This window comes from Morganella sp. EGD-HP17, assembly GCF_000512315.2.
Lineage (GTDB): Bacteria > Pseudomonadota > Gammaproteobacteria > Enterobacterales > Enterobacteriaceae > Morganella > Morganella morganii.
Genome location: NZ_AZRH01000005.1, coordinates 13,069 through 30,138, shown reverse-complemented (window position 1 = coordinate 30,138; position 17,070 = coordinate 13,069). Strand labels below are relative to the sequence as shown.

Below are 17,070 nucleotides of genomic sequence, written 5' to 3'. Positions count from 1 at the left end.
GTCAGGCGGTGATTATTTAAATAAATCAGCGCTGATAGTCACGTTACCGCCGCTGGACTGCCACTGACGGGTGATATGATAATATTTCGCCCCTTTGGCTGCCGCACGTTTGGCGACCTGATAAGAGACTTCCGGTGACGTGGTGTAGTAACCGGTAAAGGTTACGCTGTCAAACGGTGCCATAACAGCGGCTGACGCCTTGTTCAGTTCCTGAACCTGGGTGCCGTCCGGCAGAGTCACGGTATAACGGCCGCTGCGGGAGGACTGGGTTTCAAAGAAACGACCGACATTGTTACCGGCGGTGTCAGTAGAGGAGGCCACACCAGGGATTTCGACCTGTTTGGCAGCTTCGCCACCGGCAGCCAGTGCGGCACGACCGGCATCAGAATCCGCAGGGATCAGCGCTTCTTCTGTCTGCAGTACACGTTTTGGTGCATCCGCTTTATAGACATATGCAGTGACCAGCTGGTTACCGCCATCGTTGGTGAAAATATTACGGACGATAAAGAAAGAGGCCGCATCTTTTTTCACTGCTTCTTTGGCGATAGCATCGTTCAGATCAGGGCTGTTGGCAAAAAAGCCGCTGACAGTGACGGTATCAAACGGCTGAAGGCCGATAGCATCTTTCTCAGGTAATTCATTAACGCCACGGAACTGGCGGTAGCCTTTTTCCTCGGCCGGTGGTGCATCGCGGTGGTAAACATCCGCAACAACACGCATATTGCCGTTGTTGTTCAGATCATCGAGGCTCTGGATATAGAAAGCATCGGCACCCATTTTGTCTGCTTTACGCGAAACGGCAGCTGCGGCTTCATAAATAGCATTAAAACGCCCTGTAACTGCAATCCGCTCGAAAGGCTGGTACTGAGCGGCCTGTTCCGGTGTTAATTCCTGTGCCGCCTGAGCGGGGAGCAGACTGGTAAATGAAAAAAACATCGCAGATGCGATGACCGTTGTTTTCAGCTTCATACAAAATCCTTCCGCCTTGCGCAATTAATATTCATAACGTGCTGAACCTGTAAATTTTATATCCTGGCCGCACAATTATGACATGTATTTGTGCTTGTTGTCGCTTTAATTTATCGTGCAATCTAACGACTGTTAATCATACAGCTATTTTTACCATAAATTTATGCAATCATAGTCATTTATCGGCAAAAAAAATTTCCGCCCGGATAAATACCGTTTTAATTTCATTCAGCAAACAAATTAGATGGATCGATATCACATTTTTCAGTAGCTTATTAGGACATATCGGATAAAAGGGTGCTTTTGATCTGAATTTGTGCAGTTGGTTGTTTTTTTACGCACATGTCCGACCAATCATCCGTAAAACACTTGAGCTTATATAAGGGAACATTATGCGTATTGGTGTACCAAAAGAGCGACAGTCCAGTGAAACCCGGGTCGCCGCCACGCCGGCAACAGTAATACAACTGAAAAAACTCGGATTTGATGTGGCTGTTGAAACAGGAGCCGGTCATCTTGCCAGTTTTGATGACAACGCTTACCGCGAAGCCGGTGCTGATATTGTCAGCACACAGGAAGCCTGGCAGTCTGACCTTATTTTTAAAGTGAATGCTCCTCAGGATGATGAAATTCCGCTGATGAAGGCGGGCAGCTCACTGGTCAGCTTTATCTGGCCTGCCCAGAACCCGCAGCTGCTGGAAAAACTGTCAGCACAGGGTGTTAACGTCTTCGCGATGGATTCTGTACCGCGTATCTCACGCGCCCAGTCGCTGGATGCACTGAGTTCGATGGCCAATATCGCCGGTTACCGTGCGATTGTGGAAGCCGCCAACGCCTTCGGCCGTTTCTTCACCGGGCAGATCACTGCTGCCGGTAAAGTACCGCCTGCCAAAGTGCTGGTTATCGGTGCCGGTGTTGCCGGTCTGGCCGCTATCGGTGCGGCAGGCAGCCTCGGGGCCATTGTCCGTGCCTTTGATACCCGTCCTGAGGTAAAAGATCAGGTTAAAAGTATGGGTGCCGAATTCCTCGAACTTGATTTCGAAGAAACTGCGGGCAGCGGTGACGGTTACGCGAAAGTCATGTCGGAAGCCTTTATTAAAGCTGAGATGGCGCTGTTCGCGGATCAGGCGAAAGAAGTGGATATTATTGTCACCACCGCACTGATTCCGGGTAAACCGGCACCGAAACTCATCACCAGAGAAATGGTTGAGTCGATGAAATCAGGCAGCGTGATTGTTGACCTGGCGGCTCAGAACGGCGGTAACTGTGAACTGACCGTTCCGGGGGAAATCCACACCACGGAAAACGGCGTGAAAATCATCGGTTATACCGACCTGGCGGCGCGCCTTGCCACACAGTCATCCCAGCTTTACGGCACCAACCTGGTGAACCTGATGAAGCTGATGTGCAAAGAGAAAGACGGGCAGATCAACATTGATTTTGATGATGTGGTGATCCGCGGTCTGACGGTAGTGAAAGCCGGTGAAATCACCTGGCCTGCGCCGCCGATTCAGGTATCCGCACAACCGCAGGCAAAACCGGCCGCTGTGAAAGCAGAGAAAAAACCGGAAAAACCGATGTCACCGTGGCTGAAATACGGCCTGATGGCACTGGCATTTATCCTGTTCTCCTGGCTGGCCAACGTGGCTCCGCCGGAGTTTTTATCCCACTTTACCGTGTTCGCACTCTCCTGTGTGGTCGGCTATTACGTGGTCTGGAATGTCAGTCATGCGCTGCATACCCCGCTGATGGCGGTGACCAACGCAATTTCGGGGATTATCGTTGTCGGCGCACTGCTGCAAATCGGCAGCGGCGGCTGGGTGACATTCTTCTCCTTCATTGCGGTACTGATTGCCAGTATCAATATTTTCGGCGGATTCACCGTCACACAGCGTATGCTTAAAATGTTTCGTAAGGGGTAATGAATATGTCGGGCGGAGTCGTTACAGCGGCATATATTGTTGCCGCAATCTTATTTATTTTCAGTCTGGCCGGGTTATCCCGCCATGAAACCTCACAACGGGGTAACCTGCTGGGTATTACCGGTATGGCTATCGCGCTGGTTGCCACCATCTTCGGGCCGTATTCTGCCAATATCGGCTGGATTATTGTTGCCATGGTGATTGGTGCGGTAATCGGTATTCGTCTGGCACGTAAAGTCGAAATGACCGAAATGCCGGAGCTGGTTGCTGTTCTGCACAGCTTTGTGGGTCTGGCGGCAGTCCTGGTCGGTTTCAACAGCTATATGGATCACAACCAGGCGCTGACCTCGGCGGTGATGAACAATATTCACCTGACAGAAGTGTTCCTCGGCATCTTTATCGGTGCGGTGACCTTCACCGGTTCTATTGTTGCTTACGGCAAATTATGCGGAAAATTATCCTCCAAACCGCTGATGCTGCCTAACCGCCATAAGCTGAACCTGGCGGCACTGGTGGTGTCCTTCCTGCTGTTATGGACCTTTGTCAAAACCGACAGCACCGGCTTACAGGTCTTCACCCTGATCCTGATGACCGTGATTGCACTGGCCTTCGGCTGGCATCTCGTCGCCTCTATCGGCGGTGCGGACATGCCGGTAGTGGTTTCCATGCTGAACTCCTATTCCGGATGGGCAGCGGCGGCGGCGGGCTTTATGCTCAGCAACGACCTGCTGATTGTCACCGGTGCGCTGGTCGGTTCTTCCGGTGCGATCCTGTCTTACATTATGTGTAAGGCGATGAACCGCTCCTTTATCAGTGTGATTGCCGGTGGTTTCGGTACTGACGGTACGGCATCATCCGGTGATGAAGAGCAGGGCGAACACCGTGAAATCAGTGCGGAAGATGTGGCGGAAATGCTCAAAGGGGCAAGTTCCGTTATCATCACCCCAGGCTACGGTATGGCGGTTGCCCAGGCTCAGTATCCGGTTCACGATATCACTCAGAAACTGCGTGATAAGGGCATCGAAGTCCGTTTTGGTATCCATCCTGTTGCCGGTCGTCTGCCGGGGCACATGAACGTCCTGCTGGCTGAAGCAAAAGTGCCTTACGATATCGTGCTGGAAATGGATGAAATCAATGATGATTTCAAAGACACCGACGTGGTGCTGGTGATCGGCGCGAACGACACCGTTAACCCTGCGGCACTGGAAGATCCGAACAGCCCGATTGCCGGGATGCCGGTTCTGGAAGTGTGGAAAGCGCAGAACGTGATTGTCTTCAAACGTTCGATGAATACCGGTTATGCCGGGGTTCAGAACCCGCTGTTCTTCAAAGAAAACACCCAGATGCTGTTTGGCGATGCCAAAGCCAGCTGTGACGCTATTCTGCGCGCACTGTAATCCGGGTAAAAAAGCATAAAATGCACAAGGCGGGTAAATGCGTTACCCGCCTTTTTTTCACTCAGAGGGCTCAGATTAATGAAAAAAATGATGGCCGTTTCACTCTTTCTCTTTTCTGCCTCCGCATTAGCCATTCCGAATATCTGGACATCCGGTTTCGGCCAGGGGTTTATCGAGTACGGGATCAGTAATGACACCGGCGTGACCGTTGTCGTTGCCTGTAACGTCGGGGCGGACCCGGAGGATTATGAAAATTCAATCGATCACAGTATTGATATTTCGGCCGGTGATCATGAAGTGGAAGGGCAGATTGAATTTCTGATTGACGACGAAGCATATTTTGTACCGGACAGCACCAAACACCGTGCCGGTGCTGCGGCCTGGACCAATCTGACTGAAGCGCTCAGTAAAGCTGCGGAATTTAAGGTTTATTCCGATAATAAATTAGTCGGTGAATTTAAACCGAATAAGAAGAACGTGAAGAAAGTGCTCGGTGACGGGATGTGTGCGCCATTGTTCTGATTATCGCAGAACGCGCAGAAAATTCCCGCAGAAGCCGTGGCCTCTGCGGGAGACAGGATTAATCATCATCACTGGTATCGATCGGACAAACAAAGCCGTCCGGTTTCACCGCCAGCAAATCACACTTCAGATGGTCGATAACATGCTCTGCGGTATTGCCGAGGAACGCGGCAGAAATACCGGTCCGGCCGATAATACCCAGCACCACCACCCCGGCATTCAGTTCACCGCACACTTCCGGGATCACTTTCTCCGGTAATCCCTCATAAACGTGGGTGTACTCTTCGCCGATGGAGAATTGCTGGCGCAGTTCTTTCATGGCGATGAGATGCTGGCCGCGCAGCGCGTTATTGTAAGTATTCGGGTCAAAATCCGGTAATTCGATAGCGATATTGATAGGCGCCACCGGATAAGCACTGACCAGATGGATTGCCGGGTCTTTCACAATCCGTTTTGCGAGATCCTGTGTCAGCGACACCAGTTTGAGATTCAGCGCATCATGGTAGGATTCTTCATTGGACAGGTTCACACCGACCACCACAGAACCCTGTTCCGGCCAGACTTTATCCTTAACCATCCAGACCGGACACGGACATTTGCGCAGAAGCTGCCAGTCCAGCGGGGTGAAAATCAGAGACTCAAACTTATCATTCTGATGCGCCATTTTCAGCAGCAGGTCATGACCACCACTGACAACTTCCCTGATAATCGCCTCATAAGGCCGGTTATGCCATACCACTTTCACTTCGATATCGATGCCGGCTTCCAGATAATAACGCGCCTGCTGTTTGATCCACGCGCAACGCTGGGCAATTACGCCTTTGCGCATAGCATCCCGTTCTTCAGGGGACAACAGGGTGGTCATATCGTATGACAGATCATAGATAGGTAAGAAAGCTTTGATGCGTCCGCCATTGCGTTGCACGATATATACCGCACGCCGTAATGCCGGCTGATCATCCTGATTGGGGTCTATTGCAACTAAGAGGTTCTGATATTCAGACATTCATCTCTCCTCGCGGGGCTGGATACGTATCTATAAAGATAAACCAAACGGGAGCAGGAATGTAGGAAATATTCGCACCAGACCGAAATAAACCGGTCTGATGCGTTTTACGGCAGCCAAAAATGTTGCCGGGGAAGGAATTACTAATCCTGTGGCAGTGCAGGTACTTTACCGGCCAGGGCCGCCAGCTGTTCCATATCTTCGATGGTGATATATTTGCCTTTTACTGCCAGCATTCCGCTCTTCTGGAAACGACCCAGCAGACGGCTGATGGTTTCGACCGTCAGGCCCAGATAGTTACCGATGTCGCCACGGGTCATGGTCAGGCGGAATTCGCGAGGGGAGAAACCGCGCTGCGCAAAACGGCGGGACAGGTTATAAATAAAAGCAGCCAGACGCTCTTCCGCATTCTTTTTGGAGAGCAGCAGGATCATTTCCTGATCACCTTTGATTTCGCCGCTCATCAGGCGCATCATCTGCTGGCGCAGGTTAGGCATTTTACCGGACAGGTCATCCAGGGTCTCATACGGAATCTCACAGACCATGGACGTTTCCAGCGCCTGGGCGAAACTCGGATGCTCGGTATTGATAATGGCATCAAAGCCGACGAGGTCACCGGCAAGATGGAAACCGGTGATCTGCTCATCACCTTCTTCGGTGATGGTGTAGCTCTTGATGGTCCCGGAGCGGATTGCATACAGTGATTTCAGCTCATCTCCGGCTTTAAACAGTGCCTGGCCTTTCTGGATAGGCTTTTTGCGCTCGATGATATTATCGAGCTGATCCAGCTCATGCTCATTGAGCGTGAACGGGATGCAAAGCTGGCTGATGCTGCAATCCTGGCAGTGGATCGCGCAGCCACCTGATTGAATTCTACGTACTACACGTTTTTCCGGGATCATAGGCTTGCTCTTGAAATAATATTGATTTGAATCAATTTTATCACAGACTACCAAAAGTGGTAAGTGGTCTGAGTTTAAATATCGTCATACCGGGCTGAAAACAGGGGCATAATATTGACATATTATGCTTTTTTCGTGATGTCATAATGTGAATTATTTGATTAAACTCTCAATAATCCGGTTTAAAATAACAGAGGGAGGGAATGCAGGTCAATTTCCTGCTCATCAGTATGTTAATAAATGGATTAAATATGAATAACGCGTTCTTTTCACGTTATAAAGTGGTGTGATACATTAAAAAAAATCACAAATAAATAACGAAAAGAAACACGGTCCGGCACAGATAAAAAATATAAAAAAGCAGCAGCCGGACATAATACACCGTCATAAACCTGCAGTGCTATCTTTGATATGCTGCATTATGCTGAAACCGTAATTTGCCTGATTCGTCATAAAACGACAGGTATTACAAAACCGGGACTGATTAAGTTAAGGAAAAGTAATGATGTCATATGCATTACCTGAATCGATGATGGCAATTGATATTACCCGGCACGGTGGTCCGGACGTATTACAGGCGATTGAGATGCCGTTGCCGAAGGTACAGGGAGAATACCTGCTGGTTAAAGTCGCCGCAGCCGGTGTCAACCGGCCTGACGTCTTCCAGCGTCAGGGCAGTTACCCGCCGCCGCCGGATGCTTCCCCGATTCCGGGACTGGAAATCGCGGGTGACGTTGTGGCTGTCGGGGAAGACTGCAAACGCCGCCAGGTCGGCGATAAGGTGTGTGCGCTGGTTGCGGGCGGAGGATATGCGGAATATTGCCTGGTTCATGACAGTATCGCGCTGCCGCTGGAAAACCTGAGTTACACGGAAGCGGCGGCCATTCCGGAAAATTTTTTCACCGTGTGGGCGAACGTCTTTCAGACCGGCAAACTGCAGAGTGAAGAGAGTGTGCTTATCCACGGCGGCACCTCCGGTATCGGCAGTGTGGCGATCATGCTGGCGAAAGCTTTTGGTGCCACGGTATACACCACCGTCGGCAGCAGTGAAAAAGCAGAGCTTGCCCGGCAACTGGGCGCCGATCACGTCATTAATTACCGTGAAGAGGATTTTGCACAGGTCATTCCGGAACTGACCGGCGGTCAGGGTGTAAATATGGTTGTTGACCTTATCGGTGGTGATTATGTCAGCAAAAACTATGAGGTTGCGGCTAAAGGCGGGCGGATTATCCAGATTGGCCTGATGCGAGGTAATCCGCAGAACCTGAATCTGATGCCGCTGATGGTAAAACGCCTGCTGCATACCGGTTCGACACTGCGGGCGCGGACGCCGGAAGAGAAGGCGGTGATTGCCCGGGATCTTGCGCATAAAGTCTGGCCGCTGCTGCGGTCAGGAAAGGTCAAGCCACTGGTCAACTATACCTTTAACCTGGCGGATGCGGCACAGGCCCACCAGCTGATGGAGTCCGGCGATTTAACCGGAAAAATTGTTCTGATTAATCCTGACTTCTGATTTTCTTCCTTTATACCTGCACTGTCAGGGTGTTTCGCACCATTTGCTGATTGTGCAGGTCACTTCCTGCTATACTGTGATAGTGATAATCATTCCCGTTAAAAGACAAAAAGTGCTATTTTAGATATATCTAATTTGATCTTTCTATTCTGGGAGACTATAGTAGTTCCTGAAGGCAAAACAGATATATCTAAATTCTGATTTTGCTGATTATCACTATTTATCACAAAAGGAATTTATTATGTTTCTTCATGCTTTACGCTACCGCGCCTGTGATTCACAGGAAGGGCGTCAGCGCCGCGGGGGTCATGGCGGCCGTCACGGGGAACGCCACGGACAAGACGGGCATCGTTGCCACGGCGAACATCACGGTCACGACGAACACCGCAGCCATTGCTGCCATGGTGATCATCACGGACATGACGGACAACACGAACATGGTTGCCACGGTGATCATCATGAGTACCACGAAGGCCACGGTCGTCACCGCGGTCGCGGAAAAGGGCTTCGCCGTCTGCTTGATCATGGTGACCTGCGTATTATGATGCTGGCTAATCTTAACCAGAAACCGAGTCACGGTTATGAGTTAATCAAATCTATCGGTCAGCTGACTTCCGGCCTCTATACACCGAGTCCGGGCGTGATTTACCCGACACTGACCCTGCTCGAAGATCAGCAGCTGATTGTCGCGGAAAACACCGGTAACGGCCGTAAAAGCTACAGCCTGACACCGGAAGGTAAAATGCATCTGGAAGAGAACACCGATGTTCTGGAACAGATTGCACAGCGCCTGCAGGAGACCAAATCTTTCCGCCGTGGTTCTCTGTTATCAGATGAAATCGAGCAGGCTCTGGGGAATTTACGGGCACTGCTGCGCCATAAACTGGTCACCAGTGAACTGGATGAAACCAAGCTCGGGCAGATTGCCGATATTCTTAATGATGCAGTACGGAAAATAGAAGCGGTTAACGACGCTCTGAGTAAAGAAGGGGAATAATATGGCGGAAAACACCACCTCCGGAAAAATCCCGCCGGAAAAGCCGGTTCAGGATGAAAAACAGGAAGCGGTGAACACCGGCAGGCCCGCAGATAAGTCGTGTCCCAGCTTACCGTTTTCCTATTTACGCCGCGCCTTGCGCAATAAGGTCGGCAAACACGAATAACCGGGGCGCAGCGAATGCGCCCGGGTCGTGCAAAAAAATCAGCGTGATTTCAGCGCATTAATTAATTTATCCATGCCTGCGGCGAGTTTATCACGCGGGCATCCGGCATTGAGACGCAAAAATCCGCGTCCTTCCTCTCCGTAGGTATATCCCGGCATGATCGCCACTTTTTCCTGTGTAATCAGTGCATGTTGCAGGGCATTATCATCAACATTCAGCGGGTTCAGATCTATCCACGCCAGATAGGTGGATTCCGGCACCTGCCAGTTCAGCTGCGGAAATTCAGCATCCAGCCGCTGCTTTATATAATCCAGATTAGCAAAGAGATAATCACGCAGCTCATCCAGCCACGGCGCACCTTCCCGGTAGGCGGCGATATGAGCGATAACCGCCAGCACGGCAGGAGAAGAGAGCCCGTCACAGGCTTTCAGCTGATGAAAATAGGCTTCGCGGGAGGCGGTATCTGAAATCAGCCCGTAAGCGCCGGTCAGTGCCGGGATATTGAAGGATTTGGATGCTGAGGTGAATAATGCCCACTCCCCGCGCCCGGTTTCAGACCACGGCGTGTGCTGATGCGGCGCCCGGCACAGATCCATATGAATTTCATCACTGATCACCCGCACATTATGCCGTTCACACAATTCTGCCATGGTGGTCAGTTCTTCGCGGGTCCAGACTTTCCCGGTCGGGTTATGCGGGCTGCACAGCAGCAGAATCCGCGTCTCTGGTTTTGCAAACAGGGATCTCAGTGCATCCATATCGCACCACCAGCCCTCAGGAGTTTTTTGCAGCGGGCAGGGAACAATAGTGCGCTGATTACCGGTGATCGTCTTATAAAATGCATCATACGCCGGGGTATGCACCACCACACCGTCACCGGGCTGTGACCACAGGCGGATCATCTGGCTGACCATGTAAATCACTGATGGCCCGTACACCAGCGCCTGAGTATCAATCTGCGCCTGAAAGCGGGATGAAAACCAGTGTGCAACAGCGCTGAGAAAATCGTTGTGCTGCCAGCGGCTGTAGCCGAACACGCCGTGCGCGGTGCGTTCTGAAATGGCTTTCAGGATCACCGGTGCGGTGACAAAATCCATATCTGAGATAGTAAAAGGCAGTAAATCCGCCTGACCAAAGCGATCCTGCACAAAATCCCATTGCGTGCAGTAAGTGCCGTGGCGGTCAACCGGGACAGAAAAGAGAGAGGACATAGTTTCTCCGTAAAGAAAAACCGCACTGTCAGGCAGTGCGGTGTCAGTTATCAGGCGTTTTGCGGTTCCGGCTGAGCGGAATCAGGCGCGGATTTCATCAGCTTTTCCAGTTCATCTTTGACAGACTGAACCTGCGGGCCGATAACCACCTGTAAGTTATGTTCATTCAGATGGACAACCCCGATCGCCCGCAATGCTTTAAGCTGTGCGTCATCCACTTTGCTCATGTCCTGCACGGACATCCGCAGACGGGTGATACAGTTATCCAGTGAAATAATGTTCTCTTTACCGCCCAGCGCCGCCAGAATAGCCGGAACATCATAGCCGGATTTTCCTGCGGAACTGCCGGTTGCCGGTGCGCTTTCTTTGGTGTCTGTATCGCGGCCCGGGGTTTTGATATTGAAGCGGGTAATGGCGAAACGGAAAATCGCATAGTAAGAAGCGAACCAGATAAAGGCCACCACCGGCACCATATACCACTTGGTCTGGATACCGTGGAGGATCCCGAAGACCACAAAGTCAATCAGGTTACCGTCGGTGTTACCGATAGTGACACCGGTAATCGCCATTACGGTAAAGCCCAGTCCGGTCAGAATTGCGTGGATCAGATACAGGAACGGCGCGACAAACAGGAACAGGAATTCCAGCGGCTCAGTTGTGCCGCCGATAACACAGGCAACCACACCGGAAATCAGTAATCCCTTAATTTTATGACGATTTTCGGGGTGAGCACAGTGATACATCGCTAATGCCGCACCCGGCAGGCCGCCGAGGAACGCCGGCATTTTACCCTGAGACAGGAACTGTGTGGCGCTGGCCGCAAAGCCCTGGGTTTCCGGGCAGGAGAGCTGCGCCTGGAAAATGGTCAGTGCGCCGTTAACGGTATTACCGCACACTTCCATAGTGCCGCCCGCTTCAGTAAAGCGGATCAGCGCCACCAGTATATGATGCAGGCCAAACGGCAGTAACAGCCGCTCACCGGAGCCGAAAATCATTGGTCCGAATGCTCCGGCGCTCTGAATCAGCTTACCTAATCCGTTGATACCCATCGCAAACCACGGCCAGATCAGCGGAACCAGCAGGCCGCACAGGCCGAGTACCAGAGTGGTGATAATCGGCACAAAACGGGTACCACCGAAGAACGCCAGGGCATCCGGCAGACGGATGGTATTGAAGCGTTCATGCAGCATATACACAATAATACCGACAATAACCGCACCGAGGATCCCGCTGTCGATTGACTGAATACCCAGCACATCACGGATGTTATGGGCTTTCAGAATAGCAGGGTCGGTAGTCGGTAAAATATCAGCGGCAGTGAGGTAGAAGTTAGTGGCGAGGTTAAATACCGCAAAGCCGACAAACCCGGCAAATGCAGCCACGCCCTTGTTTTCACGCGCCAGCCCCAGCGGAATGGCGATAGCAAACATCACCGGCAGGAAACTGAAGGCAAATGAGCCGATTTTGCTCATCCAGGTGAACAGTAACTGGAAGACGGTGTGATCCAGAAACGGCAGCAGTGTCAGTACATCCCGGCTGCTGAGGGAACTGCCGATACCGAGGATGATCCCGCAGAACGAGAGCAGCGCGACAGGCAGCATAAAGGTTTTGCCAAGTCCCTGGAAAAACTCCCAGAGCGTGACTTTTTGTTTTGGTTGGCTACTCATACGGTATCCTGTAAATGTCAGTGTGGTGTTGTGAAGGTAAAATAAGATAAAACGTTTTACCAAGTAATAATAGTTGCCCGATCACAAAAAATAAACATGACCTGGCAACCATATTTCGGAAATAGATAAAACGTTTTATCGTATTTTGTGTAAAATCCCGTGCAGTATCCTGAGCATAAGGAAGTATCCGGCGTTATGAATCTCAGAAAAGTCACGATAGTCGATGTGGCGCAGCAGGCAGGTGTCTCCGTAACCACGGTGTCACTGGTGCTCAGCGGAAAAGGACGGATCTCGCGGAAAACCGCAGATAAAGTCAACGCGGCAATTGAAGAACTGGGGTATGTCCGCAATCAGCAGGCCGCCACATTGCGGGACAATATCTCTAATGTAATCGGCCTGATTGTCAAAGATATTACCGAACCGTTTTATGCGGAAGTCGCTGCCGGTGTCAGTGAATATGCGGAAACACAGGGCAAACAGGTTTTTCTGACTCAGTGCGGCAATTCTTCTGCCGGGTTTGCCCGCTCTCTGGACAGTCTGATCCGCTACGGCGTGGACGGTGTGATTGTCGGTGGCGGTAAATTTCTCACCAATGACGTGGTTGAGCGGATAAATCATTATCAGATCCCGATGGTGTGCGCGGCCCGGGCCAGTGAGTTCTCCGGCATTGATGTTGTCCGCCCGGACAATGCCTCTGCCGCCAGAATGGCAACGGAATACCTGATCAAAAACGGTCACCGCCAGATTGCCTATTTCGGCGGTGAAAGTGATTCTCTCACCCGCGCTGAGCGGGTCGGCGGTTACTGCTCGACACTGGTGCAGTACGGGTTGCCGTTCCGCACCGAATGGATAGTGGAAACGGATAACAAACAGCAGAATATTATCCGCCGGGTATCTGAATTTATGTATCAGTACCCCAAAGTCAGTGCGATTGTCTGCCACAACACCGGTACGGCGCTGGGCGCGTATTTTGCCGCCCTGAGCACCGGTAACACGGTCAGACAGGGGGATAACGAAAGTTATTTCACTCAGGAAATCGCCCTGGTGGGGTTTGATGATATCGGCAGTGAAGCACTGTATGACATCCCGGTAGCCTTTATCACCCAGCCATCGCGGGATGTGGGCCGCAGTGCCGCAACGCGTCTGCTGCGGCGTATTGGTGGTGATAGCTCGCCGCCTGCAAGCGTGACACTGTCACCCGGATTTTCTCAGCTAAACGGATAACGACGATGCAAAAAATACTCTCCGGACTGCTATTCCTGACGCTGCCTGCGTTTTCCGCACCGGCGGAAGATTTGGATTTGCTGCCGGTTCAGGATCGCAACCAATTATTTGCGGACGCGGGGAACCGTACCGGTGTTGCCCGTAAAACCAGAGACGTTCTCGCCCGTCCGGCGGTGCCCGGTGAAATCGTAGTGACCCTTATCCGGGGTGAAGGGGAAGAAACCCGTTCAAAACCGGCGGAAGCCGGGGATTGGGTGGTACAGAACATCTGTGACGCTACCGGCAATGAAGAAATTCTGGTGAAAAAAACGGCGTTTACACGCCGTTACGGCAGTGCACTGACACCGTCTGACAGCGGCAACCGGCAGCGTTTCCGGCCGCAGGGAGAGCCGATGGATTATCTGGTGATCACGCAGGAAAAACCGTTTGTGATTATTGCGCCGTGGGGTGAAAAACAGCGGGTTATGAAAGGGGATGTGCTGCTGCGCTCGCGACAGGATCCGCAGGACAGTTACCGTATTCAGAAAGCGGCATTTGACTGCACTTATCAGGTGATTACGTCTGCCGGGGGCTAACATATAGCCCCGGCAAAACGTAGTGCGTTTTATGCGCTGCGGCAGATAAAATGTAAAAACGAGATCAGCGATACAAAACCGGCGTTGCTGCTCGCGTAACCTGTTGTTCCTGTTATGATGCGGGAATACGTTTCTTGCCGGATTTCCGCTGATGTTCGCAATTCTGATGACATTATGGCCGCTGTTTGCGCTGATTTTGCTCGGCTGCATTCTGAAGCGGCGGCCGGTTTTCGATGCCGGGTTCTGGAACGGCGCGGAAAAGCTGAACTACTATATCTTATTTCCGGCGCTGCTTATCAACAGCCTCGCCGTTGCTCCGCTGGATAACCCGCAACTGCCGAAACTGGCAATCGCACTGGTAATTATGCTCGGGCTGGCCACCGCAGCATTTGCGGTGGTAAAACGTCTGCGCGGAATACCAACGGCAGAATTCGGCGTACTGCTGCAGGGCGCGATCCGCTTTAATACCTATCTCGGGCTATCCATCGTCAATGATTTTTACGGCCCGTCCGGTGTGGCGGTGGCGGCGGTGATCCTCGCGGTACTGGTTCCGCTGTGTAATATCATTTCCGTGGTTGCGTTATCTGAATTTCGGCAGTTATCGCTGCGCCGCCTGTTGTTACCCATTCTGACAAACCCGCTGATTATTTCCTGTATTATCGGGATGCTCCTGAATGTCACCGGTGCCGGTCTTCCGTATAACACCGGTCAGTTTGCCAGATTGCTGGCCGGTGCCAGTCTGCCGCTGGGGCTGCTCTGTGTCGGGGCGGCATTGCAGGTGGCGACTATCCGCTATTCCGCACTGAAAATCAGCCTTAACAGCCTTGTCCGCCTGTGTGTTATGCCATTGCTGGCGATTGCTGTGGCGACCGTGATGGGATTAACCCAACTGGAATATCAGCTGTTTGTGATCTTTTTTGCTATTCCGACCGCACCGACCGCCTATATTTTATCGCGTCAGCTCGGTGGTGACAGCCAGCTGATGGCCGGGATTATCACGTTTCAGACCATGGTGGCGGTGCTGACTCTGCCGGTGGTTCTGACCATGATCACCTGAATAACCTGAGAAAAAATAATGACGTCTGTTATCAAACATTTTACCGCTTCCGGTCTGGTCAGTGACAACCACGGCCGTTTTCTGCTCCATCACCATCCGAAGCTCGGTATCTGGCTGCCGCCCGGCGGGCATATTGAGGAAAATGAAGAGCCTCAGGATGCTGTACTGCGTGAAATTCACGAAGAAACCGGACTGGAATGCCGGATTGTCAGCTGGGATACACAGGCGCAGCAATTTATCACACCACTGCCGGAAACCGGCGTGCTGCCATTACCGATGGCGATCCTGAAAGAGTTTATCCCGGATAAGAAAACCGGCGACCACTGGCATATTGATATGGTGTACTGGTGCCATCCGCTGGATGAAACCGCCGTACCACATCCGGACTTTCAGTGGATGACGCCGGACGAGATCCTGAAAACGGACAATGTCCCGCAGGATGTCTGCGGCCTGATTGCTATGGTGCAGGCGCGCCGCTGAACAAAGCTTTCACCCGGCTGTCTTTTTTTTCTGTTTCAGGGCAAATGCCCTGGAGACCCCCGCAACCTCCGATTACTGTGGCTCATCCCGTTATAAAAGCCGTATGCAGGAGTTGCCATGGTTACCAGTATTTATAAAGATCTCTCCTTAGCACCACAGGGTGAGCAAAAAATCGCCTGGGTTCGCGCCCATATGCCGCTGCTGCGTGCACTGGAACAGCGTTTCACACAAGAACAGCCGTTTGCCGGAAAACGCATAGCGCTTTCTATTCATCTGGAAGCAAAAACCGCCTATCTGGCACGGGTTCTGGCCGCAGGCGGGGCTGAGGTGTCCGTCACCGGCAGCAACCCGATGTCCACCAAAGACGATATCGTGGCCGCACTGGTTGTCAGCGGTATTCATACGTTTGCCATCCACGGCGCGGATGCGGAAGCCTACCGCAACTTTGTAAAACAGACTCTGGCCTGTGAACCGCACATTGTTATTGATGACGGCGGTGACCTGGTACATGAGCTGCACAGCCTGTATCCGGAATATGCAAAGCACACGATCGGTGCCTGTGAAGAGACCACCACCGGTGTTCTGCGTGCAGTGGCCCGTGAAAAAAACGGCGCACTGAATTTCCCGGTGCTGTCGATTAACGGTGCACAATCCAAACACCTGTTTGATAACCGCTACGGTACCGGACAATCCACTTTTGACGGCATTATGCGTACCACCAACCTGGTTATTGCCGGGAAAACCGTGGTCGTCGCCGGTTACGGCTGGTGCGGAAAAGGCTGTGCCATGCGGGCGAAAGGACTGGGCGCGGAAGTGATTGTCACAGAAGTGGATCCGATAAAAGCCCTGGAAGCGAAAATGGACGGCTTTGCGGTCATGACCATGTCCGCCGCAGCACCGCTGGGTGATATCTTTATCACCGCCACCGGTTGCTGTGATGTACTGACATCGGATCATTTCAGTCTGATGAAAGAGGGTGCCATTATCAGTAATACCGGGCACTTTGAGGATGAAATCAATCTGACCGATCTTCAGCAGTTAAGTGACAGCGTCACAATCGTCCGCGAAAACATCGAAGGTTATACCCTGAAAAATGGCCGCACACTCTATCTGCTGGGCCGTGGTGCGCTGGTTAATATTGCCTGTGCGGACGGGCATCCGGCAGAAATTATGGACATGAGCTTTGCTCTTCAGGCACTCAGCGCCGAGTATCTGCTCAGCCATGACCACGAAGCAAAAGTCTATGATGTCAGTGATGAAATCGACCGTGAAGTGGCGGCACTGAAATTACAGGATATGGGGGTTTCACTTGATAATCTGACCACCAGACAGCAGCAGTATCTGAACGGCTACGAGCTGAAGTAACCTGACTGATGGGCTGCCGGTAATCCGCAGCCCGTCAAAACCGGTGTTTACCGGTTCAAACCTGTTGTTAACCATGCTAACGTTTACCCACTGATTA

General features: G+C 51.9%; 16 protein-coding genes. 11 read left to right on the top strand and 5 right to left on the bottom strand.

Going from position 1 to position 17,070, the window contains the following annotated elements:
• Positions 1–12: 12 nt before the first annotated feature.
• Positions 13–969, bottom strand: coding sequence for a DUF1471 family protein YdgH (gene ydgH, locus X965_RS06930; RefSeq protein WP_004237539.1), 957 nt, complete (start codon positions 967–969; stop codon positions 13–15).
• 392 nt (positions 970–1,361) lie between these two features.
• Here ydgH and pntA point away from each other — a divergent pair, with 392 nt between their 5' ends.
• The 3 genes from pntA (at position 1,362) to X965_RS06915 (ending at position 4,810) form a co-directional block, all read left to right on the top strand.
• Positions 1,362–2,891, top strand: a complete 1,530-nt coding sequence (gene pntA / locus X965_RS06925; protein WP_004237540.1) for a Re/Si-specific NAD(P)(+) transhydrogenase subunit alpha — start codon at positions 1,362–1,364, stop codon at positions 2,889–2,891.
• 5 nt (positions 2,892–2,896) lie between these two features.
• Positions 2,897–4,288: a Re/Si-specific NAD(P)(+) transhydrogenase subunit beta gene (pntB, locus tag X965_RS06920; protein ID WP_004239384.1), complete on the top strand. Its 1,392-nt coding sequence runs from the start codon at positions 2,897–2,899 to the stop codon at positions 4,286–4,288.
• A gap of 78 nt (positions 4,289–4,366) precedes the next feature.
• Positions 4,367–4,810: a hypothetical protein gene (locus X965_RS06915; RefSeq protein WP_004237542.1), complete on the top strand. Its 444-nt coding sequence runs from the start codon at positions 4,367–4,369 to the stop codon at positions 4,808–4,810.
• Between the two features lie 58 nt (positions 4,811–4,868).
• Here X965_RS06915 and uspE read toward each other — a convergent pair whose 3' ends face one another.
• Positions 4,869–5,816 carry a universal stress protein UspE gene (gene uspE / locus X965_RS06910; RefSeq protein ID WP_004237543.1) on the bottom strand — a complete coding sequence of 316 codons (948 nt, stop codon included), beginning with the start codon at positions 5,814–5,816 and terminating at the stop codon, positions 4,869–4,871.
• 143 nt (positions 5,817–5,959) lie between these two features.
• Positions 5,960–6,718: an FNR family transcription factor gene (locus X965_RS06905; protein ID WP_004237544.1), complete on the bottom strand. Its 759-nt coding sequence runs from the start codon at positions 6,716–6,718 to the stop codon at positions 5,960–5,962.
• A gap of 502 nt (positions 6,719–7,220) precedes the next feature.
• On the opposite strand from X965_RS06905, the gene X965_RS06900 reads away from it, so the two are divergent.
• The 3 genes from X965_RS06900 to X965_RS19515 all read left to right on the top strand — a co-directional run bounded on the left by X965_RS06900 (position 7,221) and on the right by X965_RS19515 (position 9,394).
• Positions 7,221–8,231: an NAD(P)H-quinone oxidoreductase gene (locus tag X965_RS06900; protein ID WP_036417536.1), complete on the top strand. Its 1,011-nt coding sequence runs from the start codon at positions 7,221–7,223 to the stop codon at positions 8,229–8,231.
• Between the two features lie 241 nt (positions 8,232–8,472).
• The gene (locus X965_RS06895) at positions 8,473–9,228 is read left to right on the top strand and encodes a PadR family transcriptional regulator (protein ID WP_051997318.1); all 756 of its coding nucleotides are present in this window, start codon (positions 8,473–8,475) and stop codon (positions 9,226–9,228) included.
• A 1-nt stretch (position 9,229) separates the two neighbouring features.
• A complete protein-coding gene (locus X965_RS19515) occupies positions 9,230–9,394 on the top strand; it encodes a hypothetical protein (RefSeq protein WP_004237547.1) in 165 nt (54 codons plus the stop codon).
• 38 nt (positions 9,395–9,432) lie between these two features.
• On the opposite strand, the gene X965_RS06890 is transcribed toward X965_RS19515, so the two are convergent.
• Positions 9,433–10,605, bottom strand: coding sequence for a MalY/PatB family protein (locus tag X965_RS06890; RefSeq protein ID WP_036417535.1), 1,173 nt, complete (start codon positions 10,603–10,605; stop codon positions 9,433–9,435).
• A gap of 50 nt (positions 10,606–10,655) precedes the next feature.
• The gene (gene malX, locus X965_RS06885) at positions 10,656–12,272 is read right to left on the bottom strand and encodes a maltose/glucose-specific PTS transporter subunit IIBC (RefSeq protein WP_004239373.1); all 1,617 of its coding nucleotides are present in this window, start codon (positions 12,270–12,272) and stop codon (positions 10,656–10,658) included.
• Between the two features lie 195 nt (positions 12,273–12,467).
• On the opposite strand from malX, the gene malI reads away from it, so the two are divergent.
• The 5 genes from malI (at position 12,468) to X965_RS06860 (ending at position 16,973) form a co-directional block, all read left to right on the top strand.
• Entirely contained in the window at positions 12,468–13,496 is a 1,029-nt protein-coding gene (gene malI / locus X965_RS06880) for a Mal regulon transcriptional regulator MalI (RefSeq protein WP_004237550.1), read from the top strand.
• 5 nt (positions 13,497–13,501) lie between these two features.
• Positions 13,502–14,071: a hypothetical protein gene (locus tag X965_RS06875; RefSeq protein WP_004237551.1), complete on the top strand. Its 570-nt coding sequence runs from the start codon at positions 13,502–13,504 to the stop codon at positions 14,069–14,071.
• A 151-nt stretch (positions 14,072–14,222) separates the two neighbouring features.
• A complete protein-coding gene (locus X965_RS06870; protein WP_004237552.1) occupies positions 14,223–15,128 on the top strand; it encodes an AEC family transporter in 906 nt (301 codons plus the stop codon).
• Positions 15,129–15,146: 18 nt separating this feature from the next.
• Positions 15,147–15,608 carry an NUDIX hydrolase gene (locus X965_RS06865; protein ID WP_036417533.1) on the top strand — a complete coding sequence of 154 codons (462 nt, stop codon included), beginning with the start codon at positions 15,147–15,149 and terminating at the stop codon, positions 15,606–15,608.
• 117 nt (positions 15,609–15,725) lie between these two features.
• A complete protein-coding gene (locus X965_RS06860; RefSeq protein ID WP_036417531.1) occupies positions 15,726–16,973 on the top strand; it encodes an adenosylhomocysteinase in 1,248 nt (415 codons plus the stop codon).
• The last annotated feature ends 97 nt before the right edge of the window (positions 16,974–17,070 follow it).

Coding starts and splice junctions, on each gene's coding strand:
- uspE (WP_004237543.1), bottom strand. CDS start 5,816: ATGTCTGAATATCAGAACCTCTTAGTTGCAATAGACCCCAATCAGGAT.
- ydgH (WP_004237539.1), bottom strand. CDS start 969: ATGAAGCTGAAAACAACGGTCATCGCATCTGCGATGTTTTTTTCATTT.
- X965_RS06875 (WP_004237551.1), top strand. CDS start 13,502: ATGCAAAAAATACTCTCCGGACTGCTATTCCTGACGCTGCCTGCGTTT.
- X965_RS06905 (WP_004237544.1), bottom strand. CDS start 6,718: ATGATCCCGGAAAAACGTGTAGTACGTAGAATTCAATCAGGTGGCTGC.
- X965_RS06900 (WP_036417536.1), top strand. CDS start 7,221: ATGATGTCATATGCATTACCTGAATCGATGATGGCAATTGATATTACC.
- pntA (WP_004237540.1), top strand. CDS start 1,362: ATGCGTATTGGTGTACCAAAAGAGCGACAGTCCAGTGAAACCCGGGTC.
- malI (WP_004237550.1), top strand. CDS start 12,468: ATGAATCTCAGAAAAGTCACGATAGTCGATGTGGCGCAGCAGGCAGGT.
- X965_RS06895 (WP_051997318.1), top strand. CDS start 8,473: ATGTTTCTTCATGCTTTACGCTACCGCGCCTGTGATTCACAGGAAGGG.
- pntB (WP_004239384.1), top strand. CDS start 2,897: ATGTCGGGCGGAGTCGTTACAGCGGCATATATTGTTGCCGCAATCTTA.
- X965_RS19515 (WP_004237547.1), top strand. CDS start 9,230: ATGGCGGAAAACACCACCTCCGGAAAAATCCCGCCGGAAAAGCCGGTT.
- X965_RS06915 (WP_004237542.1), top strand. CDS start 4,367: ATGAAAAAAATGATGGCCGTTTCACTCTTTCTCTTTTCTGCCTCCGCA.
- X965_RS06865 (WP_036417533.1), top strand. CDS start 15,147: ATGACGTCTGTTATCAAACATTTTACCGCTTCCGGTCTGGTCAGTGAC.
- malX (WP_004239373.1), bottom strand. CDS start 12,272: ATGAGTAGCCAACCAAAACAAAAAGTCACGCTCTGGGAGTTTTTCCAG.
- X965_RS06860 (WP_036417531.1), top strand. CDS start 15,726: ATGGTTACCAGTATTTATAAAGATCTCTCCTTAGCACCACAGGGTGAG.
- X965_RS06890 (WP_036417535.1), bottom strand. CDS start 10,605: ATGTCCTCTCTCTTTTCTGTCCCGGTTGACCGCCACGGCACTTACTGC.
- X965_RS06870 (WP_004237552.1), top strand. CDS start 14,223: ATGTTCGCAATTCTGATGACATTATGGCCGCTGTTTGCGCTGATTTTG.